Source organism: Pseudomonas frederiksbergensis, assembly GCF_003732705.1.
Lineage (GTDB): Bacteria > Pseudomonadota > Gammaproteobacteria > Pseudomonadales > Pseudomonadaceae > Aquipseudomonas > Aquipseudomonas frederiksbergensis_F.
This window is the reverse complement of record NZ_MOBR01000004.1, coordinates 72630-95161: the sequence shown is the minus strand read 5'-3', so window position 1 is coordinate 95161 and position 22532 is coordinate 72630. Positions and strand designations below refer to the sequence as shown.

The window sequence follows — 22532 nt, the reverse complement described above, 5'->3', positions numbered from 1 at the left end:
GAAAGAAAGATCAAAAGATCCGTAGGAGCAAAGCTTGCTCGCGATGGCATCACCGCGGTTATTCAGGAAGACCGAGGTGATGCCTTCGCGAGCAAGCTTTGCTCCTACAGGGGCGGGTGTTGGTCAGTAGTGATACCACTTCACTTCAAGCATCACTTCGTTCTCGGGGGAGGCGAGGTGGCTGAATTCGCGCTGGGCGCTCAGGCGCAGGCCCAGGTTGCGCGACAATTCCCACTGCTGGTTCAGGCTCACGCTGCGTCGCACTTCGCCATTGGTGAAGAAATCACCCTTGGTTTCCAGGCTGAAATTGCCCAGCGGGTTTTTCCACAGCACACCGCTGTTGAAACCCGCCGCCGGAGCGACGAACCCGGCGAAGTCGTTGTTATGTTCGATGCGCACCGTGCCCAGGGCAAAGCCGAGCATGTCCTCGCCCAGTTGCCAGGTCCCGCCGGCACCACCGTTGACGTGGCTGACCAGGGTTTCATCGTCATGTTTGCCCGGCACCCGTTCCAACCCCCCGGTAACCTGCCATGACAACGGCTGCAACAGCTCATTGCGCGGGGTCAGGGAGCGAATGGTCGCCAAATCCAGTTGCTGCAATTGCCAGTGATTGCCTTCGTACTGGCGCAGTTTCATCTGCAGGATTTCGATCTGCGCGCCCAGCGGGAAGCTCTCGGCGTTGTCATTGAGGTCGTGATAGGCCATGCGCAAGCCGTACTCGCCAAACGCCTTATCGCCCCGGGTGCCGAGACCGGCCTGCCAGGTGCGGGATTCGTGGCCGTCTTCAGGCAAACCTGGGCGGGGGATGTCCAGTTCTGGCGGCGGGTTCTGGTTGATCGCCCGCAACAGCTCGAAACTGCGCTGGGCCCGCGCCGGGTCGCGCTCCTGGCCGTTGGCGCGGTAGCGTTCCAAGCGGTAAGCGGCGTCGACGATCAGTGCTTGCCGGTCGCGCGGCTGGGCTTTGAATTCAGGTGCCTGCAATTGCTTCTGATCGGCGCTGACTTTCAGTACCCATTGCTGTTCTTCAGGATTCAACGGCTGGGCGCGGCTCAGCAATTCACGCTCACGGGAGGGGCGATACTGGATCGATTCCACTAACCCGGCCTCTTTCACGGCTTTGACGGTATCGGTGGGGATCGCCGTGAGCGGGAATTGTTCGGTCAGGCGCAGGCTTGGCCGAGCCACTTGCAGCAGTTCGAGCAGGCGATAGGAGCAATTTTCGTCGAAGAAGAAATAGTCGAACTGGATCTGCTTGAGCTCCCAGACGTGCTCGACCATGCGCTCGGTTTCTTGCTGGGTCAGGTTTAACCGGTATTCCCATAGGTCACGGTTTTCCAGGCTGCGGTATTCCGAGAGTTTTTCCTGATAAGGCACCAGCGCAAACAAACCCGGATAGCCGCCCATCAAACCTTTCCAGGCATACAGAATGCTGTTGTCCGAGCCTTCGATGTAGGCGCCGAAGTTGATCGCATAACTGAGCAGGGCGGTTTGGTCGCTCTGCACATTGGCCTGGTCGATGCGCAGCAGGGTGTGGCCGAACATCGATGAGGGACTGTTGAGGTACGCCGCCGGGAAAATCATCACCGCGCTGTGGGGCGCGACATCCTTGAACCATTGGGTGAATTCGGCGCAGTCCAGCTTCGGCAGGTCGGTCAGGTTGAGTTGTGCCTTGAGCCAGCGAGTGCGCGCCGGATAGACGCATTGCGCATGTTTTTCGCCGGCGCTGGCCGGGGCGTACAGCGCCTGTACCGTCGCGGCCAGTTCGCGGTCCGGGTGTTCATTGCCATCAGGGGCGAGGAAGAATTTCTTGTCGCTGACATAGCTGCGCCAGCCGCCGAGCTTGGCGGTTTCGTAATGGCCCAGGGAAATCCAGAAAGGGTCGTTGGCCAGTTGCTGCAAACGTTGATTGTCGATGTGTGGCGCGGCGGACAGCGGGGCGCAGACACAGAGCGCCAGCCAGGCAAGGCGTTTGAGCATAGTGGGCAACTTAAGTCGAAAGAAACAAAGACCCAAAGAGGGGCAGGTCCAAAAAACAAAAGCCGCTCCCCGAAAGGAGCGGTTGGGTCGAGCTTAAGCTTGAGTGGCGTACTTGGCCAGACGAGGATCGCTCTTCAGGACGGCCAGGGTGTTGGTATGCACGTCGTCAGCGGTCACATCAGCCTTGCTGAAGATCTGCTGAAAGTGCTCGTGAGTCACGGCGGCGAAGTGCGCACGGTCTTCCGGCGCCACGCCCAGTACCACGGCATAGGTAGTCAGCGCTTCGCCGTTACCTTTGGCCATGTCTTCGGACAACTCGTTCATCATGCCATTCATGGCAATCCAGGATTTACCGCCATAAGTCAGCGCTGCATTGGTCGAGCAACCGTTGGTGCCGGAAGTCATACCAAATGTTGCGTTGCCGGAGGTGCCGTTGGTGGTGGATGCCAGGAAGTGAGCCGGGGTGCCACGCTGCCCTTCGAACAGCATGTTGCCCCAACCACAATCCGGGCCGCCTGGCGCTTGAGCCATAGCATTGAGGGATACAACGGTGAAGAGAGTACCGAGAAGAATCCGTTTCATAGCTTTGTTCTCTTTGTGTGCATACCAATGGACAAGGGGTTCTGGTGCCATCTCGACACCAGTGGGCCGGTTATTAGTTCCAGCCGCGCAGTTTGGAGTTTAGGCACGTTCCAAGGGTTCCGTGTTTTTTTGCAAAACATTCGCTGTAAAACATTGATTTGGCCCCGCCCCGCGTGGGGATGGCGGTTTGTCTATGCTTTGGCTTGAGGCGCGCCTTGCCAGTCGGGTATGGGCAGCGCCAGAATGCCGCTATCTGCCCCGCCTGATGTAAGGAAGCCCGATGCCTGATCCTGTTGCTGCCAGCTTGCGTCTAGCGCCCGAAGCGCTGACCCGTCCGTTTTCCGCTGAACAGTTCAGCTTCTCTACCACCAATGATCTGGAGCCCTTCCGCGGTGTGCTTGGCCAGGAACGTGCTGTTGAAGCCCTGCAATTCGGTGTGGCCATGCCACGCCCCGGTTACAACGTATTTGTCATGGGTGAGCCCGGCACTGGCCGGTTCTCGTTCGTCAAACGCTACCTGAAAGCCGAAGGCAAGCGCCTGCAGACCCCGGCGGACTGGGTCTACGTCAATAATTTCGATGAGCCACGCGAACCCCGCGCCCTGGAATTGCCATCGGGCACCGCCGGTGCGTTCATCGGTGACATCAACGGCTTGATCGACAATCTGCTGGCAACGTTTCCAGCGGTGTTCGAGCACCCGTCCTACCAACAAAAGAAAAGTGCGATCGACCGCGCCTTCAACCAGCGCTACGACAAGGCACTGGACATCATCGAGCGCCTGGCGCTGGAGAAGGAAGTCGCGCTGTACCGTGACGCCAGCAACATCGCGTTCACCCCGATGAGCGAAGGCAAGGCGCTGGACGAAGCGGAATTCGCCCAGTTGCCGGAAGCTGATCGCGAGCGTTTTCACGAGGACATCTCGGGTCTGGAAGAGCGCCTGAACGAAGAACTCGCCAGCCTGCCGCAATGGAAGCGCGAGTCGAGCAATCAACTGCGCCAGCTCAACGAAGAAACCATCACCCTGGCCTTGCAGCCGTTGCTGTCACCGTTGTCGGAGAAATACGCCGAGAACGCCGCGGTGTGCGGTTATTTGCAAGCGATGCAGGTGTACCTGCTGAAAACCGTGGTCGAGCAATTGGTCGATGACAGCAAGGTCGACGCCGTTGCGCGCAAGATGCTCGAAGAACAATACGCGCCAAGCCTGGTGGTCGGTCATTCGGCCAGCGGCGGTGCACCGGTGGTATTTGAGCCGCACCCGACTTACGAAAACCTGTTTGGTCGTATCGAATACAGCACCGATCAGGGCGCGCTCTACACGACGTATCGGCAACTGCGCCCGGGTGCGTTGCACCGTGCCAACGGCGGCTTCCTGATTCTTGAAGCGGAAAAAATGCTCAGCGAGCCGTTCGTGTGGGATGCGCTCAAGCGCGCCCTGCAATCGCGCAAACTGAAAATGGAATCGCCCCTCGGTGAGCTCGGCCGACTGGCCACCGTGACCCTGACCCCGCAACACATTCCGTTGCAGGTCAAAGTCATCATCATCGGCGCCCGGCAGCTCTACTACACGCTGCAAGACCTCGATCCGGACTTCCAGGAGATGTTCCGCGTCCTGGTGGATTTCGACGAAGACATCCCGATGGTCGATGAGAGCCTGGAGCAGTTCGCCCAGTTGCTCAAAACCCGCACCTCGGAAGAAGGCATGGCACCGCTGACTGCCGACGCGGTAGCGCGTCTGGCAACCTACAGCGCGCGTCTGGCGGAACATCAGGGGCGTTTGTCGGCGCGGATCGGCGACCTGTTCCAGCTGGTCAGCGAGGCGGATTTCATTCGTCACCTGGCCGGCGACGAGATGACCGACGCCGGGCACATCGAGCGTGCGCTGAAAGCCAAAGCGACTCGCACCGGGCGCGTCTCGGCGCGGATTCTCGATGACATGCTGGCGGGGATCATCCTGATCGACACCGATGGCGCGGCGGTCGGCAAGTGCAACGGGCTGACGGTGCTGGAAGTCGGCGACTCGGCGTTCGGTGTGCCGGCGCGGATTTCCGCCACGGTGTATCCGGGCGGCAGCGGGATTGTCGACATCGAGCGCGAGGTCAACCTTGGCCAGCCGATTCACTCCAAAGGCGTGATGATCCTGACCGGGTATCTGGGCAGTCGTTATGCGCAGGAATTCCCGTTGGCGATCTCGGCGAGCATCGCGTTGGAGCAATCCTACGGTTACGTTGATGGCGACAGTGCGTCGCTGGGCGAGGCGTGCACGCTGATCTCGGCTTTGTCGAAAACGCCGCTCAAGCAGTGTTTTGCGATTACCGGTTCGATCAACCAGTTCGGTGAAGTGCAGGCGGTGGGCGGGGTCAACGAGAAGATCGAAGGCTTCTTCCGGCTCTGTGAAGCCCGTGGGCTGACCGGTGAGCAGGGGGCGATCATTCCCCAGGCCAACGTCGCGACGCTGATGCTCGATGAGAAGGTGCTGTCGGCGGTGCGGGCGGGGCAGTTCCATGTTTACGCCGTGCGCCAGGCTGACGAGGCCCTGAGCCTGTTGGTGGGCGAGCCGGCGGGTGCACCGGACGAGAACGGCGAATTCCCTGAAGGCAGCGTCAATGCACGGGTGGTGGAGCGCCTGCGGGTGATCGCGGAAATGATCAGCGAAGAAGATCTCAAGGAAGCCGAGAAGGAAATCGCACTGGAGGCGTTGGTCGAAGCCAAACCGGCTTAACCTGAAGCCACACAACCCCTGTAGGAGCGAGGCTTGCCCGCGAAGGCAATCTATCAGCCGACATTGATGTTGGCTGATACACCGCCTTCGCGGGCAAGCCTCGCTCCTACAGGGTTTTGTGCGTTTTTTGATCGTTCCCACGCTCCGCGTGGGAATGCCTCCTGTGACGCTCCGCGTCACGCTTTTAAGGGACGAGGAGCGTCCTGGGGCTGCATTCCCACGCAGAGCGTGGGAACGATCAGTGCCATCACTCTGACGTCAATATTCACACAATGACCGCTCGGCGCCTTCTGGTCTCGCTTTGCTTGCGGGGCGAACTTTTCTTCTATTCTCAGCTCAAGGATAAGGACAGTAATCACTGGATCGAAACAGCCTTCCCATGGGGGCTGAATACCGGATCTACCGAGGGTCGCCGCCATGTCGCGCAACCTCTGCCTCACCCGTCAATGCTTGGGTCTTGTGACCCGTATCGAGTGCGCCATCCGCCCTTTGGCGGGAGATACGGGCATGTGGACCTTGCTCTTCGCCGCCGGAATGGCCGGTGAACAACCTTCCGCCATCAAGGCGCAAGGCCCGTTCCATGGCCCGTTCGTGGCTGAATCCATTCTCGATACCATCGTTGAAAGCCTGACCCTGCATGGCTATGAGCTGGCCGATGATCCGCAAATCTGGAGCCTGCACCTGCAAGCCCAACTGCGGGAAATCAATGGTGGTCGTTGTCGAAGCCTGGGTGGCTTCGAGTTTCGTCCTGATCACTGATCAGCATTGGGCATCTCGGTTTTATCGAGTTTGACCTCAAAACCATATTGCACGGTGGAGAGGTCGGTTCGCTGGTAGGTTTCCAGTCGGGTCGGCTGGCCGTAGAAGTAATGCACGCCAAATAGCGCGGGACCTTCTGCGCTCGCGTCATGGGTGACCGAAAGAATCTCCTTCAGATAGTTGCCGCTGTCGTCCGTGGCGAAAAAGCGCCAGTCCTGGGCGGGAAACAGCTTCAGATCCACCACCAGCGCATTGCCTTTGAGTTCCAGGCCCTTGGGCAGTTGGTGTGCGTCGAGGGTTTTCTGCTCGACCGTGGCCAGGAACAGCGGCATCGAGCCCACCGCGAAGGCCGGGGTTTCCGGGAACAGGTTCAAATCGTACGTGATGACTCCGCGCAACGGATCGACCTGATAAGCCTCGGGCGGCAGTTCGATCGGTTCATCGCGCTTGCCGCTGTCATCCGCAGTAAAGAACGTGACCGGGCTGTCGCCGGGGCTGAAAGAGGTGCCGAGCAGTTCATCATTGAAGCTGTGCGGGTGATCGAACTCGATGCGCGCGGCGCTCGGGTCGTCCACCGCTTGGGTGATGCTGACGCTTTTTTTCAGTTGTTCCTCGGTCAGCGTCGCGCCTTTAAGCCAGATCGGGGCCTGATCGTCGTAGACCACCACCGGCAGATTCAGCGGCTGGATGGTTTTCTCGGTGGTGTCGTGATCAAAGCGGCGTACCGGCAAGTTCAAGTCCTTGCGGGTCACGGTGGCGGTGGAGAAATCCAGCACGCTGACTTCAAGCGTTTCAATCGGGCCGTTGAAATACACCTTGGTGTAATGCCGGGTCTGTTGCTTTTCAAATGCTCGCTGGTCTTCATCCAGTTGCTTTTCGAATGTCTCGCTCCAGGCTTTCTGCAGTTGCATTTGCGCCAGTTGTTTTTGGTAGAAGGCGATTTGCGCGGCGGTTTCGTTGATCGAGCCTGAGCGGGAGAGAAATTGCCCGGTGCTGTCCTTGGCTTGCACGATCAGCGGGTTGAGCGGCGTTTCGCTGACTTCGGGTGCCAGCGGCAAGTTGTTGGTGAATTCGACTTCGGCATAGTTGTTCGCGAGGTTCAGCAGGGTGACGCTGAGGTTGTCGTTGGTACGCGTCTGGCCGACGTCCTTTTTCGTCAGGTTGAAGCTATAGAGCCGGCGCGGCGCGATGACCTCGACCTTGCCTTGCAAACTCACCGGTTGCGGCTGGTTTTTGTTTTCCACGTCCAGGCCGTCGATGAACGGGTAGGTCACCGTCAGGTCGTCGGGGTTGGTCAGGTTCGAGCTGGAAGGGCTCAACTGGATGCCGGGATCGGTTTCCGACCATTCCGGCTGGAAGGGGATGACGCGTTTGTTGCTCAGGGTCACCGATTGCCATTCCAGGCCATGGGGGAAGAGGAACGCTGCCGGGATGCTGAAGTTGAAGGGGAACACCGGTTGCAGATCCGTCAGGTAATCGGAGCTGGAGTCTTTGTGCAGCACGAACAGGCCATTGATGTAGGTGTCCACCAACGCCTGGGGCGTGGGGTAGTGCTTGAGCACGGCCAGGGCATCTTCGCTGTACTCGGTTTGCAGCGGTTTGCTGTCGAGCTTGAGTTGCGCCCGTTCCAGCAACAGCAGCGAACCGCCGAGCTCGGCGACGGCATCCTTGAGTTTCGGGTCGGTAATGGCATCCAGGGACTTCTCGAACTGCGCGGTTTTTTCTTCGAGGCTGACCGTGCGCTTCTCATCGCTGGGTGAACAACCGCCGAGCAGTAGCGCGAGGCACAGTCCGGCACTCGTTAAAGGCAATCGCACATCCATTTCCTGTCTTCCTGTCCGGTGTCGCTAACCTGTCAATGGTTTGGACACTAGCAGAAAAACTTTGTCACATACGCGCAGGTTGCGGATTTCCGGGCGGTTTCTGGGTGTTACAAGCGGCTGGTATACTCGCCGCCATTTACCAGCCCTTGTGTGAGATTCAATGGAACGCTTTATCGAAAATGCAATGTACGCCTCCCGCTGGCTGCTGGCGCCGATCTACTTTGGCTTGTCCCTGGGCTTGCTGGCACTGGCGCTGAAATTTTTCCAGGAAGTCTTCCATGTCATCCCCAACGTCTTCTCGATGGCGGAATCGGACCTGATTCTGGTGTTGCTGTCGCTGATCGACATGGCGCTGGTGGGCGGCCTGCTGGTGATGGTGATGATCTCCGGTTACGAGAACTTCGTGTCGCAACTGGACATCGATGAGAGCAAAGAGAAGCTCAACTGGCTGGGTACCATGGATTCGTCTTCGCTGAAGATGAAAGTGGCGGCCTCGATCGTGGCGATTTCTTCGATCCACCTGCTGCGGATTTTCATGGACGCCAAGAACGTCGATCCCGAGCATTTGAAGTGGTATGTGATCATTCACATGACCTTCGTGATCTCGGCGTTTGCGATGGGGTACCTGGATAAGCTGACCAAGCACTGATTTGCACGATCCCTGTAGGAGCGAGGCTTGCCCGCGAAGGCGGTGTGTCAGTCGAAACATATATCGCCTGACACGACGCTTTCGCGGGCAAGCCTCGCTCCTACAGGGTTGATGTGAAACAGACGGGCGGTGTGGTTTGTGGGTTGTGCTTTAAGGCGTCGAGGCATATGCCTGTAAGGGTCTTGGTTCGCCACTACTCTGAGGTGCGCTCATGAACCTGCAAGAACTGAATGCTTACGCCATCGCCGGGAAGATCGATGAGCTGAATCTGATTTCGCTGGAAGGCGGGATCTATCTGCTGGAAGCGCGGATGCACGGTGCGGCGTATCCGTTGAGCGATACCCGCGGTCAGATGTTTCATCTGCGCTCAGTCGAACATGCCCGGGAAGTGCTGCATGCGTTTCCCAAGCTGCAATTCAACCTGGTGCACACCTCGGTGCATGACGAAATGTGCGGGCTCGGCGCCAGTGTCGAAGAAAGCCTGAAGGTGCCGATTGCCTTCCGGTCAACCTGGCAGAGCTGACCCCCTGATCAACGCCACGGCATCTGTGCTAGTCTGCTCGCCCTTTTGGTTCCGGGCGCTCCGGGATGCGCTGTGCTCGCACGGCAAGTTCCAGGGCTGTCCGCACAGCGGAGCAGTGTCATGTCCGAAGTAAATCTGTCCACCGACGAAACCCGCGTCAGCTACGGTATCGGCCGTCAGTTGGGCGACCAACTGCGCGACAATCCACCACCAGGCGTTAACCTGGACGCCATCCTGGCTGGCCTGACCGACGCGTTCGCCGGCAAGCCAAGCCGTGTGGGTCAGGAAGAAATGTCCGCCAGCTTCAAAGTGATCCGCGAGATCATGCAAGCCGAAGCGGCTGCCAAAGCTGAAGCCGCTGCTGGCGAAGGCCTGGCCTTCCTGGCTGAAAACGCCAAGCGTGACGGCATCACCACCCTGGCTTCCGGCCTGCAATTCGAAGTACTGACTCAAGGTGAAGGCGCCAAGCCGACCCGTGAAGATCAAGTGCGCACCCACTACCACGGCACCCTGATCGACGGCACTGTGTTCGACAGCTCCTACGAGCGCGGCGAGCCTGCTGAATTCCCGGTTGGCGGCGTGATCGCTGGCTGGACCGAAGCCCTGCAACTGATGAATGCCGGCAGCAAATGGCGCCTGTACGTGCCGAGCGAACTGGCTTACGGCGCCCAAGGCGTTGGCAGCATTGCGCCGCACAGCGTACTGGTGTTCGACGTCGAGCTGCTCGACGTTCTGTAAAACCTGGCCCTGTAAACCTGTAGGAGCAAGGCTTGCCCGCGATGGCGGTGTGTCAGTCACTTTGATGTCACTGATACATCGCCATCGCGAGCAAGCTTTGCTCCTACAAGGTTTTGCGGCGTGTTTCATAGTTCGATCTTATGATGCAGTTCATGCGACGGGCGCAACGCCCGGGCATAGCAGAATAGAAACAGATTGCGCACCAGTTCCTTGAGCACCACCGGCTCGCTGGAACTCAAGCCGTTGACGTCCAGATCCCCCTGATCCTGCAATTCGTTCAAGGCTTCTTCTTCAAGCACCGCACAGACTTCCCCGGTTTCCCGATGCAGGATCCTGAGGTAAGGGTGTGGGCGGTCCAGCCAGGCATCGATCAAATAAGTCATGGGTCTCATCTCCATTGATGGGTTTCAATGAGAATAATTCTTATTCATCAAATAGCAAGGGCCTATTGGCACTTTGTGTTTTTTTCAGGGTGAAGGTTGCGTGAAGTCAAAACGGCTGGCGTTTGGCTACTGCGAGGAATTGCTGGGTGAAGCGGGGGGAGGGTAAGCACCATCCCACGCCGGGCGCGGGATGGATGACAGCAGGTTCAGACTTTTCTGACGAACTCGGATTTGAGCTTCATCGGGCCGATGCCGTCGATCTTGCAGTCGATGTCGTGATCGCCGTCGCACAGGCGGATGTTCTTGACCTTGGTACCGACCTTGACCACCAGGGAAGTGCCCTTGACCTTCAGGTCCTTGATCACGGTGATGGTGTCGCCGTCCTGCAGGACGTTGCCTACCGAATCCTTTTTCACGGTGTCATCGGACGCCGCTTCAGCTTCGCCGCTGGCGGACCATTCGTGGGCGCACTCCGGGCAGATCAGCTGTGCGCCGTCTTCGTAGGTGTATTCGGAATTGCATTTCGGGCAGGGTGGCAACGTGCTCACTAAGGCTCCTTGGATTGAGGATCGCTAAAAGTCGCACATTGTATAGGGTTTATCCGGGGAGGGGACAGCGCATGATTTTGTAGGAGCGAGGCTTGCCCGCGAAGGCGGTGTGTCAGTCGAAATAAATGTCGCCTGACACGACGCCTTCGCGGGCAAGCCTCGCTCCTACAGGTAGCGTTTTAGTGCGTGCGGGCTACTGCAAACTCACTCAACTCAACCAGCGCATCGCGATACTCGCTGGCCGGCAAAACGTCGAGGCATTTGATCGCGCGGGCCACGTAATCACGGGCCAATTGCGCGGTGTAGTCCAGCGAACCGGAAGCTTCCACGGCGCCGCGGATGCTTTCCAGGTCTTCGATGCCACCTTTCTGGATCGCCTGGCGTACCAGAGCGGCCTGTTCCGGGGTGCCTTCGCGCATGGTGTAGATCAGCGGCAGGGTCGGTTTGCCTTCGGCCAGATCGTCGCCGACGTTCTTGCCCAGGGTTTGCGCGTCGCCTTTGTAGTCCAGCAGGTCGTCGACCAGTTGGAAGGCCACGCCCAGATGATCGCCAAACGTGCGCAAGGCTTCAGACTGTTCCGCTGTGGCTTCGCACAGGGCGGCGGCGCTGTGGGTCGAGGCTTCGAAGAGCATCGCGGTCTTGCCGCGGATGACTTCCATGTAGGTTTCCTCGGTGGTGCTGGCGTCACGGATCTTCGACAGCTGCAGCACTTCACCTTCGGCGATGATTCGCGTGGCCTGAGAAAGGATCTTCATCACTGGCATGGAGCCGAGTTCGACCATCATTTCGAAAGAGCGCGAATACAGGAAATCGCCCACCAGCACGCTTGGCGCATTGCCCCACATGGCATTGGCAGTCGAGCGGCCACGGCGCATGCCGGACATGTCGACCACGTCGTCATGCAGCAGGGTGGCGGTGTGCAGGAACTCGATCGTGGCGGCCAGCAGGCGCAGGTCATCGCCTTCGCGACCCAGTGCCTTGCCGCACAGCAGCACCAATAGAGGACGCAGGCGTTTACCGCCGGCCGAGGTAATGTAGTCGCCGATTTTCGATACCAGCGGCACTCGGGAAGTCAGCTGCTTCTTGATGATGCCGTCGACGGCGTTAAAATCGTCCGCCACCGCGCGGTAGAAAGCTTGGGGTTGCATCAGCGACAGTTGCTCCAGAAGGGTTGCGCGGCATGCTAGGACCCACGTCCGCAGGTGTCAAGGTACGATGGACGGCCTCTTGCATCGCCAAGTCAGCTTGCGTACAATCGCGCACCCTGAACTTCCTGGGCAGCACCTGCCTTACGCAATTGCAATCAGGCCTTCCAGCCTTATGCAGCCATGCCAGCCAATACCTCTTCTTATAAAGAGCTGGGTGAGCAGGATTATCGGAGAAATACCATGTCGTACGCAGTAATTGTTACTGGTGGCAAGCAATACAAGGTCGCCCCAGGTGAATACCTGAAGATCGAAAAACTGGAAATCGCTACTGGCGAATCCGTTACTTTTGATCGCGTTCTGTTGGTCGCCAATGGCGATGACGTGAACATCGGCGCTCCAGTTGTTGCAGGCGCTACCGTTGTGGCTGAAGTGATCTCCCAAGGTCGTCACGATAAAGTCCGCATCATCAAGTTCCGTCGTCGTAAGCACCACATGAAGCGTATGGGCCACCGCCAGTGGTACACCGAGATCAAAATCACCGGTATTCAGGCTTAATTTCAGCCTAATTCCTCACTAGGAGAATTGACTCATGGCACACAAAAAAGCTGGTGGTAGTACCCGTAACGGTCGCGACTCAGAAGCCAAACGCCTTGGCGTGAAGATGTATGGCGGCCAGGTTATCATTCCGGGCAACATCATCGTGCGTCAGCGCGGCACCCAATTCCACGCCGGTTACGGTGTTGGCATGGGTAAAGATCACACTCTGTTCGCTAAAATCGACGGCGTGATCAAGTTCGAAGTAAAAGGCGCTTTCAATCGCCGTTACGTAAGCATTGTTCCGAAGACTGCAGTCGTCGCGGCATAATTACGTAGTTGCTGGAAAAGCCCTGTCTCGCGACGGGGCTTTTTCGTTTGTGGGGTGAGTCTCTTGCAAAGCTGTTTGTGATGGGCTCCGGCGCTGTATTTGCGGTCGTTGATTGAGGTCGCTGCGCTCATTTTTGCAAGAGTCTTATGTCTTAGTGTTTTTCGGCTCGTCCGTATGACGAGAGGCGTTTTGTTATGAAGTTTGTTGATGAAGTATCGATTCGAGTAAAGGCCGGTGACGGCGGCAACGGTTGCATGAGCTTCCGTCGCGAAAAGTTTATTGAAAACGGTGGCCCGAACGGCGGTGATGGTGGTGATGGCGGCTCGGTCTACATGGTCGCCGACGAAAACCTCAACACTCTGGTGGACTACCGTTACACCCGGCACTTCGATGCCGAGCGTGGCTCCAACGGCGGCAGCACCGACTGCACCGGCAAGAAAGGTGAAGAGCTGGTGCTGCGCGTTCCAGTCGGTACGACTGTTATCGACTCTGCGACCCAGGAAATCATCGGCGACCTGACCAAGGCTGGCCAGCGTTTGCTGGTGGCGCATGGCGGCTGGCACGGTCTGGGCAACACCCGTTTCAAATCCAGTACCAACCGGGCTCCACGCCAGACCACTCCGGGCAAGCCGGGTGAGGCGCGCGATCTCAAGCTGGAAATGAAAGTATTGGCTGACGTCGGCCTGCTCGGTTTGCCGAACGCCGGTAAAAGTACCCTGATCCGCGCAGTATCGGCCGCCAAGCCGAAAGTCGCTGACTACCCGTTCACCACGCTGGTGCCGAACCTGGGTGTGGTCAGCGTCGATCGCTGGAAAAGCTTCGTGGTTGCGGACATTCCTGGTCTGATCGAAGGTGCTTCCGACGGCGCGGGCCTGGGGATTCGCTTCCTCAAGCACTTGTCGCGTACCCGTCTGCTGCTGCACCTCGTGGACATGGCACCGCTGGATGACACCAGTGCCCCGGATGCTGCGGAAGTGATCGTCAGCGAGCTGACCAAATTCAGCCCGTCCCTGGCTGAGCGTGATCGTTGGTTGGTGCTGAACAAGTGCGACCAGATCCTTGAAGAAGAGCACGATGAGCGCGTCAAGGAAATCGTTGATCGCCTGGAATGGACCGGTCCGGTCTACGTGATCTCTGCGATCTCCAAGCTGGGCACCGAGCGCCTTTGCCACGACATCATGCGTTATCTGGAAGATCGTGCTGATCGTCTGGCTGCCGACCCGGCCTACAAGGAAGAACTGGCCGAACTCGATCAGCGCATCGAAGACGAAGCCCGTGCTCAGTTGCAGGCCCTGGATGACCAGCGTGCCTTGCGCCGTAGCGGCGTGAAGTCGGTCCACGACATCGGTGACGATGATTGGGACGAAGAAGATGTGGATGACGAAGACGGTCCGGAAATCATTTACGTGCGTGACTGATTCGTTGCGATAAACTTAAGCGCCGCTCACAAGAGCGGCGTTTTAGTATCTGGAAATCGATAGTTGGTCACGAATAACCACGAATAACGTTACGGGCAGTGCCAGGTCGCGCTGCCCTCAAACTAAGGTTGAAGATGATGCGGAGCAAGGTGACAGGTGCGCAGCGTTGGGTCGTGAAGATCGGCAGCGCTTTGCTGACGGCGGACGGCAAGGGCCTGGATCGCGCGGCAATGGGTGTCTGGGTTGAACAGATGGTGGCCTTGCATGAGGCGGGCGTCGAGCTGGTGCTGGTGTCCTCTGGGGCGGTGGCGGCCGGCATGAGCCGTTTGGGCTGGACCGTGCGACCCAGTGCCATGCACGAATTGCAGGCGGCTGCCGCCATCGGTCAGATGGGGCTGGTGCAGGCCTGGGAGTCGAGCTTTGCCGAGCATGGTCGGCATACCGCGCAGATTCTCCTGACCCACGACGACCTGTCTGACCGCAAGCGCTACCTGAACGCCCGCAGCACCTTGCGCGCGCTGGTCGAGCTCAAGGTCATTCCGGTGATCAACGAAAACGACACCGTGGTCACCGATGAAATCCGTTTCGGCGACAACGATACCCTGGCAGCGCTGGTGGCCAATCTGGTCGAAGCTGATTTGCTGGTGATCCTGACCGATCGCGATGGCATGTTCGATGCCGATCCGCGCAACAACCCTGACGCCAACCTGATTTACGAAGCTCGCGCCGATGATCCGGCGCTGGATGCGGTGGCGGGCGGCACCGGTGGCGCGCTGGGTCGTGGCGGGATGCAGACCAAGTTGCGTGCGGCGCGACTGGCCGCGCGTTCGGGTGCGCACACCATCATCGTCGGTGGGCGCATTGAGCGCGTGCTGGATCGCCTCAAGGCTGGCGAACGCATCGGTACGTTGCTATCGCCTGAGCGTGGCCTGCTGGCTGCACGCAAGCAATGGCTGGCGGGGCACCTGCAAACCCGCGGCACCCTAGTGCTGGATGCGGGGGCGGTGACGGCATTGTCCAAGGGCAATAAAAGTTTGCTGCCGGTGGGTGTCAAACTGGTCCAGGGCAGTTTCCGTCGTGGCGAAATGGTGGTTTGCGTGGCACCGGACGGTCGAGAAATCGCCCGCGGCCTGGCTAACTACAGCGCGCTTGAGGCGCAAAAAATCATTGGTCAGTCGTCTGAGGCGATTGTCGGTCTGTTGGGTTACATGGCGGAGCCGGAACTGGTTCACCGCGATAACCTGATCCTGGTCTGAAGGAAAACTGGAATGCGCGTAGCAAAGGGATTATTGGGCTTGTTGCTGGCGATGCCGCTGCTGGCCTCGGCCGAGGAAATTGGCCAGGTGTCGACGGTGTTCAAATTCGTCGGGCCGAATGACCGCATTGTGGTGGAGGCGTTCGACGATCCCAAAGTTGAGGGTGTGACCTGCTACCTGTCGCGCGCCAAGACTGGTGGCGTGAAGGGTGGTTTGGGCCTGGCTGAAGACCGCGCCGAGGCGTCCATTGCCTGTCGTCAGGTCGGGCCGATCAGCTTCAAGGGTGAATTGAAGGATGGTGATGAGGTATTCAAGGAACGCACATCGCTGGTGTTCAAGACCATGCAGGTGGTGCGGTTCCTCGACAAGAAGCGCAATACGCTGGTTTATCTGGTCTACAGCGATCGCTTGATCGAGGGTAGTCCGCAGAATGCGGTGACGGCGATTCCGATTTTGCCGTGGACTCATCAGTGATTTGAAGATCGCTTTCGCGGGCAAGCCTCGCTCCTACAGGGTTGTGTCGTATATCCCGTAGGAGCGAGGCTTGCCCGCGAAAGCGTCGGGTCAGGCACTACCGTGCTCACTGAAATAAAGCCAAATCGCAGGCAATAAAAAACCGACCCTGAGGTCGGTTTTTCAACAAGCTTATCGCTTAAGCGGCAACAGCAAGGTTCAGAGCCTTGACGTGACCGTTCAGGCGGCTCTTATGACGAGCAGCCTTGTTCTTGTGGATGATGCCTTTATCGGCCATACGGTCGATAACTGGCACGGCCAGAACGTAAGCAGCTTGAGCTTTTTCAGCGTCTTTTGCGTCGATGGCCTTAACTACATTCTTGATGTAGGTACGAACCATGGAACGCAGGCTGGCGTTGTGGCTGCGACGCTTCTCAGCCTGTTTTGCACGTTTTTTGGCGGAAGGTGTGTTGGCCACCGTCGAGCTCCTCGAAAGACTTTTTAGGAAATAGCAAACAAAATAGGCCGCGAATCATGCCGATGAGTTGATGTCTTGTCAAGGGCGGTTGAGACGTTCCGCTAAGTGGTAGGTATAAAGAGGCGGGATATTTATTTCCGGCGCTTGACCTGTAAACTCGCGAGCTTTGGCTCTGTGCTGCTGCGGCGCGGAGTATCGCATAAGTAGGCGCTTTGTTCGCCTGCTGTTTATCGACAGGCACAAACTCTTTTAATGAATCTGCTCAAATCGTTGGCCGCCGTCAGCTCTATCACGATGCTTTCCCGCATTTTGGGGTTCGTTCGTGACACGCTTATCGCACGTACATTTGGCGCAGGGATGGCGACCGACGCCTTCTTTATCGCCTTCAAACTGCCCAATCTGCTGCGGCGGATCTTTGCCGAAGGGGCTTTTTCCCAAGCCTTTGTGCCGATTCTTGCCGAATATAAAAGCCAGAAGGGCGAGGAGGCGACGCAAACCTTCATTGCCTACGTCTCGGGCCTGCTCACATTGGTGCTGGCGCTGGTCACAACGCTGGGGATGATTGCCGCGCCCTGGGTGATCTGGGCCACGGCGCCGGGTTTCACCGATACCCCGGAGAAATTCGAGCTGACGTCCAGTCTGTTGCGGGTGACGTTCCCTTATATATTGCTGATCTCCCTGTCTTCATTGGCCGGGGCGATCCTCAACACCTATAACCGCTTCTCGGTGCCGGCGTTCGTGCCGACGCTGCTCAACGTCAGCATGATCATCTTTTCATTGTTCCTGACGCCGTATTTCAATCCGCCGGTCATGGCCCTGGGCTGGGCCGTGCTGGTCGGTGGCCTGGCGCAATTGCTGTATCAGCTGCCGCATCTGAAAAAGATCGGCATGCTGGTGTTGCCACGGCTGAACCTGCGGGACACCGGCGTCTGGCGCGTGATGAAGCAGATGCTGCCAGCGATTCTCGGGGTTTCGGTGAGTCAGATTTCCCTGATCATCAATACGATTTTCGCTTCATTCCTGGTGGCCGGCTCTGTGTCCTGGATGTATTACGCCGACCGTTTGATGGAATTGCCATCCGGTGTGCTGGGCGTGGCGCTGGGCACGATTTTGCTGCCAACCCTGGCCAAGACCTACGCCAGCAAGGATCGCCAGGAATATTCGCGAATCCTCGATTGGGGCCTGCGCCTGTGCTTCGTGCTGGTGTTGCCGTGCTCCCTGGCGCTGGGGATTCTGGCCGAGCCGCTGACGGTTTCGCTGTTTCAGTACGGCCAGTTCAGCGCGTTTGATGCCTCGATGACTCAACGGGCGCTGATCGCTTATTCGGTCGGTTTGCTCGGGATTATCGTGATCAAAGTGCTGGCGCCGGGCTTTTATGCGCAACAAAACATCCGCACGCCGGTGAAAATCGCGATTTTCACCCTGATTGTTACTCAGCTGTTCAACCTGGTGCTTATCGGTCCGCTGGCCCACGCCGGCCTGGCGCTGGCCATCAGCATTGGAGCCTGCATTAACGCCAGTTTGCTGTTCTACCAACTGCGCAAACAGCAGATGTACCAGCCGCAACCGGGCTGGGCGAAGTTTGGGCTCAAACTGGTGATTGCCGTGTTGGTGATGTCGGCGGTGTTGTTGGCGGGGATGCATTTCATGCCGGCCTGGGATCAGGGGCATATGCTTGAGCGATTCCTGCGTCTGGGCGCCTTGGTGGTGGCCGGTGTCGTCGCTTATTTCGGCATGTTGCTGTTGATGGGCTTCCGTTTGCGCGACTTCAATCGCAAGGCGTTGAGCTGAGGCGTTTGCCTGGATAAACACGGGCGGGTCGGCAGTTTTGTCGGCTCGATCACTTTGGGTTACGGTGTTGCCTGTCGTCGGCCGCCGGGTGTGGTTATAATCGACCACTTTATGAGCAAGAAGCGCGTTATGCAGCTGGTTCGAGGCCTCCACAATCTGCGCCCCCAGCATCGGGGCTGTGTCGCCACTATTGGCAACTTTGACGGTGTTCACCGTGGTCACCAGGCAATCCTGGTCAGGCTGCGTGAGCGTGCGCTCGAGTTGGGCGTGCCCAGCTGCGTGGTGATTTTCGAGCCACAGCCGCGGGAATTCTTTGCCCCCGACACCGCGCCGGCGCGTCTGGCCCGGCTGCGGGACAAACTGCAACTGCTGGCCGAAGAGGGCGTCGACCGGGTCTTGTGCCTGGCGTTCAACCAGCGACTGAGCAAACTCAGCGCCGCCGAATTCGTCGATACGATTCTGGTGGACGGCCTGGGCGTGCAGCATCTGGAGGTCGGTGACGACTTCCGTTTCGGTTGCGACCGGGTCGGGGATTTCGATTTCCTGCAACAGGCCGGCGTCCTGCAAGGCTTTACCGTCGAAGCGGCGCAAACCGTCGAACTGGATGGTATTCGCGTCAGCAGCACCCAAGTGCGTAATGCATTGGCCGCTGCCGACTTTGCCTTGGCCGAACGCTTGCTCGGGCGGCCGTTCCAGATTACCGGGCGGGTGCTGCATGGCCAGAAGCTGGCGCGCCAGCTCGGAACGCCGACCGCCAACATCCAGCTCAAGCGTCGTCGGGTGCCGTTGTCCGGGGTTTTCCTGGTCAACGTCGACATCGACGGCAAGACCTGGCCCGGCGTCGCTAATATCGGCGTGCGCCCCACGGTCCAAGGGGATGGCAAAGCCCACCTCGAAGTCCATCTTTTAGATTTTGCCGGCGATCTGTATGACCGGCGTTTGACGGTGGTTTTCCACCACAAGCTGCGTGAAGAGCAGCGTTTCGCCTCTCTGGAGGCGCTTAAGACGGCGATCAATGCGGATGTCGCCGCCGCCCGTGCCCTGTCGCACCTAGCGCCAATCGCTAATGAAGAGCCTTAAATGACCGACTATAAAGCCACGCTAAACCTTCCGGACACCGCCTTCCCAATGAAGGCCGGCCTGCCACAGCGCGAACCGCAGATTCTGCAGCGCTGGGACAGTATTGGCCTGTACGGTAAGTTGCGCGAAATTGGCAAGGATCGTCCGAAGTTCGTTCTGCACGACGGCCCTCCGTACGCCAACGGCACGATTCACATCGGTCACGCACTGAACAAGATTCTCAAGGACATGATCATCCGCTCGAAGACCCTGTCGGGCTTCGACGCGCCTTATGTTCCGGGCTGGGACTGCCATGGCCTGCCGATCGAGCACAAAGTCGAAGTGACCCACGGCAAGAACCTGGGCGCGGACAAAACCCGCGAACTGTGCCGTGCCTACGCCACCGAGCAGATCGAAGGCCAGAAATCCGAATTCATCCGTCTGGGCGTGTTGGGCGACTTCGCCAACCCGTACAAGACCATGGACTTCAAAAACGAGGCCGGTGAAATCCGCGCCTTGGCCGAAATCGTCAAGGGCGGTTTCGTGTTCAAGGGCCTCAAGCCTGTGAACTGGTGCTTTGACTGCGGTTCGGCCCTGGCTGAAGCGGAAGTCGAGTACGAGAACAAAAAATCCTCGACCATCGACGTCGCCTTCCCGATTGCCGATGAAGCCAAACTGGCTGCCGCTTTCGGTCTGGCATCGCTGGCCAAACCTGCTTCGATCGTGATCTGGACCACCACCCCGTGGACCATCCCGGCCAACCAGGCGCTGAACGTTCACCCGGAATTCAACTACGCCCTGGTCGATGTCGGCGACAAACTGCTGGTATTGGCTGAAGAGCTGGTCGAGTCGTGCCTGGCCCGTTACAACCTGGAAGGTTCGGTCATCGCGACCACCACCGGTAAAGAGCTGGAGCTGATCAATTTCCGTCACCCGTTCTATGATCGCCTGTCGCCGGTTTACCTGGCCGAGTACGTGGAACTGGGCGCTGGCACTGGCGTGGTTCACTCCGCCCCGGCCTACGGCGTGGACGACTTCGTGACCTGCAAAGCTTATGGCATGGTCAACGATGACATCCTCAACCCGGTCCAGAGCAATGGCGTTTACGTGCCATCGCTGGAATTCTTTGGCGGCCAGTTCATCTGGAAAGCCAACCCGGCCATCGTCGACAAACTGACCGAAGTCGGTGCGCTGCTGCACACCGCCATCATCGAACACAGCTACATGCACTGCTGGCGTCACAAGACCCCGCTGATCTACCGCGCTACCGCGCAGTGGTTCATCGGCATGGACAAAGAGCCGACGTCGGGCGAAACCCTGCGCAAGCGCGCGATCAAAGCCATCGAAGAAACCAAGTTCGTCCCGGCCTGGGGCCAGGCGCGTCTGCATTCGATGATCGCCAACCGTCCGGACTGGTGCATCTCTCGCCAGCGCAACTGGGGCGTGCCAATCCCGTTCTTCCTAAACAAGGAAAGCGGCGAGCTGCACCCACGTACCACCGAACTGATGGAAATCGTTGCCAAGCGCGTCGAAGTCGAAGGCATCGAAGCCTGGTTCAAGATGGACGCCGCCGAACTGCTCGGTGACGAAGCGCCGCTGTACGACAAGATCAGCGACACCCTGGACGTCTGGTTCGATTCGGGCACCACGCACTGGCACGTCCTGCGCGGTTCGCACCCGATGGGTCACGAGACCGGCCCACGCGCCGACCTGTACCTGGAAGGCTCGGACCAACACCGTGGCTGGTTCCACTCGTCGCTGCTGACCGGTTGCGCCATCGACAATCACGCGCCGTACCGCGAGCTGCTGACCCACGGCTTCACCGTGGATGAGTCCGGTCGCAAGATGTCCAAATCGTTGGGCAACGTGATCGCGCCGCAAAAGGTCAACGACACCTTGGGCGCCGACATCATGCGCCTGTGGGTGGCTTCCACCGATTACTCGGGTGAAATGGCGGTTTCCGAGCAGATCCTGCAACGCAGTGCGGACGCCTACCGGCGCATCCGTAACACCGCGCGTTTCCTGCTCTCCAACCTGACCGGTTTCAACCCGGCCACCGACATCCTGCCGGCCGAAGAGATGCTCGCGCTGGACCGTTGGGCCGTGGATCGCACCCTGCTGCTGCAACGCGAGCTGCAAGAGCACTACGGTGAATACCGCTTCTGGAACGTCTACTCCAAGATCCACAACTTCTGCGTGCAGGAGCTGGGCGGTTTCTATCTCGACATCATCAAGGACCGCCAGTACACCACTGGCGCCAACAGCAAGGCCCGTCGTTCGGCGCAAACCGCGCTGTACCACATCAGCGAAGCGCTGGTGCGCTGGATCGCGCCGATCCTGGCGTTCACCGCCGACGAATTGTGGGAATACCTGCCGGGCGAGCGTAACGAATCGGTGATGCTCAACACCTGGTACGAAGGCCTGACCGAACTGCCGGAAAACGTCGAACTGGGCCGCGCCTACTGGGAGCGGATCATGGCGGTGAAGGTCGCGGTCAACAAGGAAATGGAAATCCAGCGCGCGGCCAAGGCTGTCGGTGGCAACCTGCAAGCCGAAGTGACGCTGTTTGCCGAAGAGGCGCTGAGCGCCGACCTGGCCAAACTGAGCAACGAGCTGCGCTTTGTATTAATCACTTCTACCGCCAGCGTTGCACCATTCGTGCAGGCTCCGGCCGACGCAGTCGTTACCGAAGTCAGCGGCCTGAAGCTGAAGATCGTCAAGTCGGCCTTCGCCAAGTGCGCCCGTTGCTGGCACTGCCGTGAAGACGTCGGCGTGAACCCGGAGCATCCGGAAATCTGCGGTCGTTGCGTCGACAACATCAGCGGCGCGGGCGAGGTTCGTCACTATGCCTAACGCGGCTGGCCGTTTTGGACGGCTGAGCTGGCTTTGGTTGAGCCTGCTGGTCCTGGTCATTGACCAGGCCAGCAAGTTCTACTTCGAAGGCAAGCTCGAGATGTACCAGCAAATCGTGGTGATCCCCGATTTGTTCAGCTGGACCCTGGCCTACAACACCGGTGCGGCGTTCAGCTTCCTGGCCGACAGCTCTGGCTGGCAGCGCTGGTTGTTTGCCCTGATCGCGGTGGTGGTCAGTGCGGTGCTGGTGGTCTGGCTTAAACGCCTGGGCCGCAACGAAACCTGGCTGGCCATCGCATTGGCGCTGGTGCTGGGTGGTGCGCTGGGCAATCTGTATGACCGCATAGCCCTGGGCCATGTGATCGATTTCATTCTGGTGCATTGGCAGAACCGCTGGTATTTCCCGGCGTTCAACTTTGCCGACAGTGCGATTTCCGTCGGTGCTGTAATGCTTGCGCTGGATATGTTCAAAAGTAAGAAAACCGGAGAAACCGTTCATGACTGAACAGG

The 22532-nt window shown here is 58.8% G+C and carries 21 protein-coding genes; 14 read left to right on the top strand and 7 right to left on the bottom strand.

Features of this window, described 5'->3' with window-relative positions; all coding sequences use genetic code 11:
* Window positions 1-123: 123 nt before the first annotated feature.
* On the bottom strand, window positions 124-1977 hold the full coding sequence (locus tag BK667_RS02595) for an Lnb N-terminal periplasmic domain-containing protein (protein WP_123596715.1): 1854 nt from the start codon (window positions 1975-1977) through the stop codon (window positions 124-126).
* Between the two features lie 93 nt (window positions 1978-2070).
* On the bottom strand, window positions 2071-2559 hold the full coding sequence (locus tag BK667_RS02590; RefSeq protein WP_054051400.1) for a DUF3015 domain-containing protein: 489 nt from the start codon (window positions 2557-2559) through the stop codon (window positions 2071-2073).
* 280 nt (window positions 2560-2839) lie between these two features.
* Between BK667_RS02590 and BK667_RS02585 the strand changes: the two genes are divergently transcribed.
* Both BK667_RS02585 and BK667_RS02575 read left to right on the top strand, forming a co-directional pair.
* A complete protein-coding gene (locus tag BK667_RS02585; protein WP_123596714.1) occupies window positions 2840-5278 on the top strand; it encodes a Lon protease family protein in 2439 nt (812 codons plus the stop codon).
* A 417-nt stretch (window positions 5279-5695) separates the two neighbouring features.
* On the top strand, window positions 5696-6037 hold the full coding sequence (locus BK667_RS02575) for a PA4575 family protein (protein WP_123509165.1): 342 nt from the start codon (window positions 5696-5698) through the stop codon (window positions 6035-6037).
* Here BK667_RS02575 and BK667_RS02570 read toward each other — a convergent pair.
* Window positions 6031-7860, bottom strand: coding sequence for a hypothetical protein (locus tag BK667_RS02570; RefSeq protein ID WP_123596712.1), 1830 nt, complete (start codon window positions 7858-7860; stop codon window positions 6031-6033). The two genes, BK667_RS02575 and BK667_RS02570, sit on opposite strands and share 7 nt — an antisense overlap.
* Window positions 7861-8020: 160 nt before the next feature.
* Here BK667_RS02570 and BK667_RS02565 point away from each other — a divergent pair, with 160 nt between their 5' ends.
* The 3 genes from BK667_RS02565 to bamJ all read left to right on the top strand — a co-directional run bounded on the left by BK667_RS02565 (window position 8021) and on the right by bamJ (window position 9770).
* Complete coding sequence (locus BK667_RS02565; RefSeq protein WP_020296439.1) at window positions 8021-8509, top strand: TIGR00645 family protein; 489 nt, start codon at window positions 8021-8023, stop codon at window positions 8507-8509.
* A 211-nt stretch (window positions 8510-8720) separates the two neighbouring features.
* Window positions 8721-9032, top strand: a complete 312-nt coding sequence (locus tag BK667_RS02560) for a DUF6482 family protein (RefSeq protein WP_123514515.1) — start codon at window positions 8721-8723, stop codon at window positions 9030-9032.
* A 120-nt stretch (window positions 9033-9152) separates the two neighbouring features.
* Entirely contained in the window at window positions 9153-9770 is a 618-nt protein-coding gene (bamJ, locus tag BK667_RS02555) for a BamJ family beta-barrel-assembly machinery protein (RefSeq protein ID WP_123514518.1), read from the top strand.
* Between the two features lie 125 nt (window positions 9771-9895).
* Here bamJ and BK667_RS02550 read toward each other — a convergent pair whose 3' ends face one another.
* The 3 genes from BK667_RS02550 to BK667_RS02540 form a co-directional block, all read right to left on the bottom strand.
* Window positions 9896-10153, bottom strand: a complete 258-nt coding sequence (locus tag BK667_RS02550; protein WP_123514520.1) for a PA4570 family protein — start codon at window positions 10151-10153, stop codon at window positions 9896-9898.
* Window positions 10154-10359: 206 nt separating this feature from the next.
* The gene (locus tag BK667_RS02545; protein ID WP_010467527.1) at window positions 10360-10701 is read right to left on the bottom strand and encodes a zinc ribbon domain-containing protein YjdM; all 342 of its coding nucleotides are present in this window, start codon (window positions 10699-10701) and stop codon (window positions 10360-10362) included.
* A 179-nt stretch (window positions 10702-10880) separates the two neighbouring features.
* Window positions 10881-11849 carry a polyprenyl synthetase family protein gene (locus BK667_RS02540; protein WP_123514522.1) on the bottom strand — a complete coding sequence of 323 codons (969 nt, stop codon included), beginning with the start codon at window positions 11847-11849 and terminating at the stop codon, window positions 10881-10883.
* A gap of 240 nt (window positions 11850-12089) precedes the next feature.
* Between BK667_RS02540 and rplU the strand changes: the two genes are divergently transcribed.
* The 5 genes from rplU to BK667_RS02515 all read left to right on the top strand — a co-directional run bounded on the left by rplU (window position 12090) and on the right by BK667_RS02515 (window position 15862).
* On the top strand, window positions 12090-12404 hold the full coding sequence (rplU, locus tag BK667_RS02535) for a 50S ribosomal protein L21 (RefSeq protein ID WP_003176051.1): 315 nt from the start codon (window positions 12090-12092) through the stop codon (window positions 12402-12404).
* Window positions 12405-12438: 34 nt separating this feature from the next.
* Window positions 12439-12714, top strand: coding sequence for a 50S ribosomal protein L27 (gene rpmA, locus BK667_RS02530; RefSeq protein WP_046048788.1), 276 nt, complete (start codon window positions 12439-12441; stop codon window positions 12712-12714).
* A 194-nt stretch (window positions 12715-12908) separates the two neighbouring features.
* On the top strand, window positions 12909-14132 hold the full coding sequence (gene cgtA, locus BK667_RS02525) for an Obg family GTPase CgtA (protein ID WP_123514524.1): 1224 nt from the start codon (window positions 12909-12911) through the stop codon (window positions 14130-14132).
* Between the two features lie 137 nt (window positions 14133-14269).
* Window positions 14270-15388, top strand: a complete 1119-nt coding sequence (gene proB / locus BK667_RS02520; protein ID WP_123514526.1) for a glutamate 5-kinase — start codon at window positions 14270-14272, stop codon at window positions 15386-15388.
* 12 nt (window positions 15389-15400) lie between these two features.
* Entirely contained in the window at window positions 15401-15862 is a 462-nt protein-coding gene (locus BK667_RS02515; RefSeq protein ID WP_123514528.1) for a CreA family protein, read from the top strand.
* Window positions 15863-16040: 178 nt separating this feature from the next.
* Here BK667_RS02515 and rpsT read toward each other — a convergent pair whose 3' ends face one another.
* Window positions 16041-16319 carry a 30S ribosomal protein S20 gene (rpsT, locus tag BK667_RS02510; RefSeq protein ID WP_008154937.1) on the bottom strand — a complete coding sequence of 93 codons (279 nt, stop codon included), beginning with the start codon at window positions 16317-16319 and terminating at the stop codon, window positions 16041-16043.
* Between the two features lie 252 nt (window positions 16320-16571).
* On the opposite strand from rpsT, the gene murJ reads away from it, so the two are divergent.
* From murJ to lspA, 4 genes are all read left to right on the top strand, one after another.
* Complete coding sequence (gene murJ / locus BK667_RS02505; protein ID WP_123596711.1) at window positions 16572-18110, top strand: murein biosynthesis integral membrane protein MurJ; 1539 nt, start codon at window positions 16572-16574, stop codon at window positions 18108-18110.
* Between the two features lie 129 nt (window positions 18111-18239).
* Entirely contained in the window at window positions 18240-19190 is a 951-nt protein-coding gene (gene ribF / locus BK667_RS02500; RefSeq protein ID WP_123596710.1) for a bifunctional riboflavin kinase/FAD synthetase, read from the top strand.
* Window positions 19191-22022, top strand: a complete 2832-nt coding sequence (gene ileS, locus BK667_RS02495; RefSeq protein WP_123596709.1) for an isoleucine--tRNA ligase — start codon at window positions 19191-19193, stop codon at window positions 22020-22022.
* Complete coding sequence (gene lspA / locus BK667_RS02490; protein ID WP_054051366.1) at window positions 22015-22527, top strand: signal peptidase II; 513 nt, start codon at window positions 22015-22017, stop codon at window positions 22525-22527. Before ileS ends, lspA begins: the two co-directional genes overlap by 8 nt.
* Window positions 22528-22532 lie beyond the last annotated feature (5 nt).

Bases quoted from the DNA above. Each gene is read 5' to 3' on its own strand.
- BK667_RS02595 (WP_123596715.1), bottom strand. From the start codon at position 1,977: ATGCTCAAACGCCTTGCCTGGCTGGCGCTCTGTGTCTGCGCCCCGCTG.
- BK667_RS02590 (WP_054051400.1), bottom strand. From the start codon at position 2,559: ATGAAACGGATTCTTCTCGGTACTCTCTTCACCGTTGTATCCCTCAAT.
- BK667_RS02585 (WP_123596714.1), top strand. From the start codon at position 2,840: ATGCCTGATCCTGTTGCTGCCAGCTTGCGTCTAGCGCCCGAAGCGCTG.
- BK667_RS02575 (WP_123509165.1), top strand. From the start codon at position 5,696: ATGTCGCGCAACCTCTGCCTCACCCGTCAATGCTTGGGTCTTGTGACC.
- BK667_RS02570 (WP_123596712.1), bottom strand. From the start codon at position 7,860: ATGGATGTGCGATTGCCTTTAACGAGTGCCGGACTGTGCCTCGCGCTA.
- BK667_RS02565 (WP_020296439.1), top strand. From the start codon at position 8,021: ATGGAACGCTTTATCGAAAATGCAATGTACGCCTCCCGCTGGCTGCTG.
- BK667_RS02560 (WP_123514515.1), top strand. From the start codon at position 8,721: ATGAACCTGCAAGAACTGAATGCTTACGCCATCGCCGGGAAGATCGAT.
- bamJ (WP_123514518.1), top strand. From the start codon at position 9,153: ATGTCCGAAGTAAATCTGTCCACCGACGAAACCCGCGTCAGCTACGGT.
- BK667_RS02550 (WP_123514520.1), bottom strand. From the start codon at position 10,153: ATGACTTATTTGATCGATGCCTGGCTGGACCGCCCACACCCTTACCTC.
- BK667_RS02540 (WP_123514522.1), bottom strand. From the start codon at position 11,849: ATGCAACCCCAAGCTTTCTACCGCGCGGTGGCGGACGATTTTAACGCC.
- rplU (WP_003176051.1), top strand. From the start codon at position 12,090: ATGTCGTACGCAGTAATTGTTACTGGTGGCAAGCAATACAAGGTCGCC.
- rpmA (WP_046048788.1), top strand. From the start codon at position 12,439: ATGGCACACAAAAAAGCTGGTGGTAGTACCCGTAACGGTCGCGACTCA.
- cgtA (WP_123514524.1), top strand. From the start codon at position 12,909: ATGAAGTTTGTTGATGAAGTATCGATTCGAGTAAAGGCCGGTGACGGC.
- proB (WP_123514526.1), top strand. From the start codon at position 14,270: ATGCGGAGCAAGGTGACAGGTGCGCAGCGTTGGGTCGTGAAGATCGGC.
- BK667_RS02515 (WP_123514528.1), top strand. From the start codon at position 15,401: ATGCGCGTAGCAAAGGGATTATTGGGCTTGTTGCTGGCGATGCCGCTG.
- murJ (WP_123596711.1), top strand. From the start codon at position 16,572: ATGAATCTGCTCAAATCGTTGGCCGCCGTCAGCTCTATCACGATGCTT.
- ribF (WP_123596710.1), top strand. From the start codon at position 18,240: ATGCAGCTGGTTCGAGGCCTCCACAATCTGCGCCCCCAGCATCGGGGC.
- ileS (WP_123596709.1), top strand. From the start codon at position 19,191: ATGACCGACTATAAAGCCACGCTAAACCTTCCGGACACCGCCTTCCCA.
- lspA (WP_054051366.1), top strand. From the start codon at position 22,015: ATGCCTAACGCGGCTGGCCGTTTTGGACGGCTGAGCTGGCTTTGGTTG.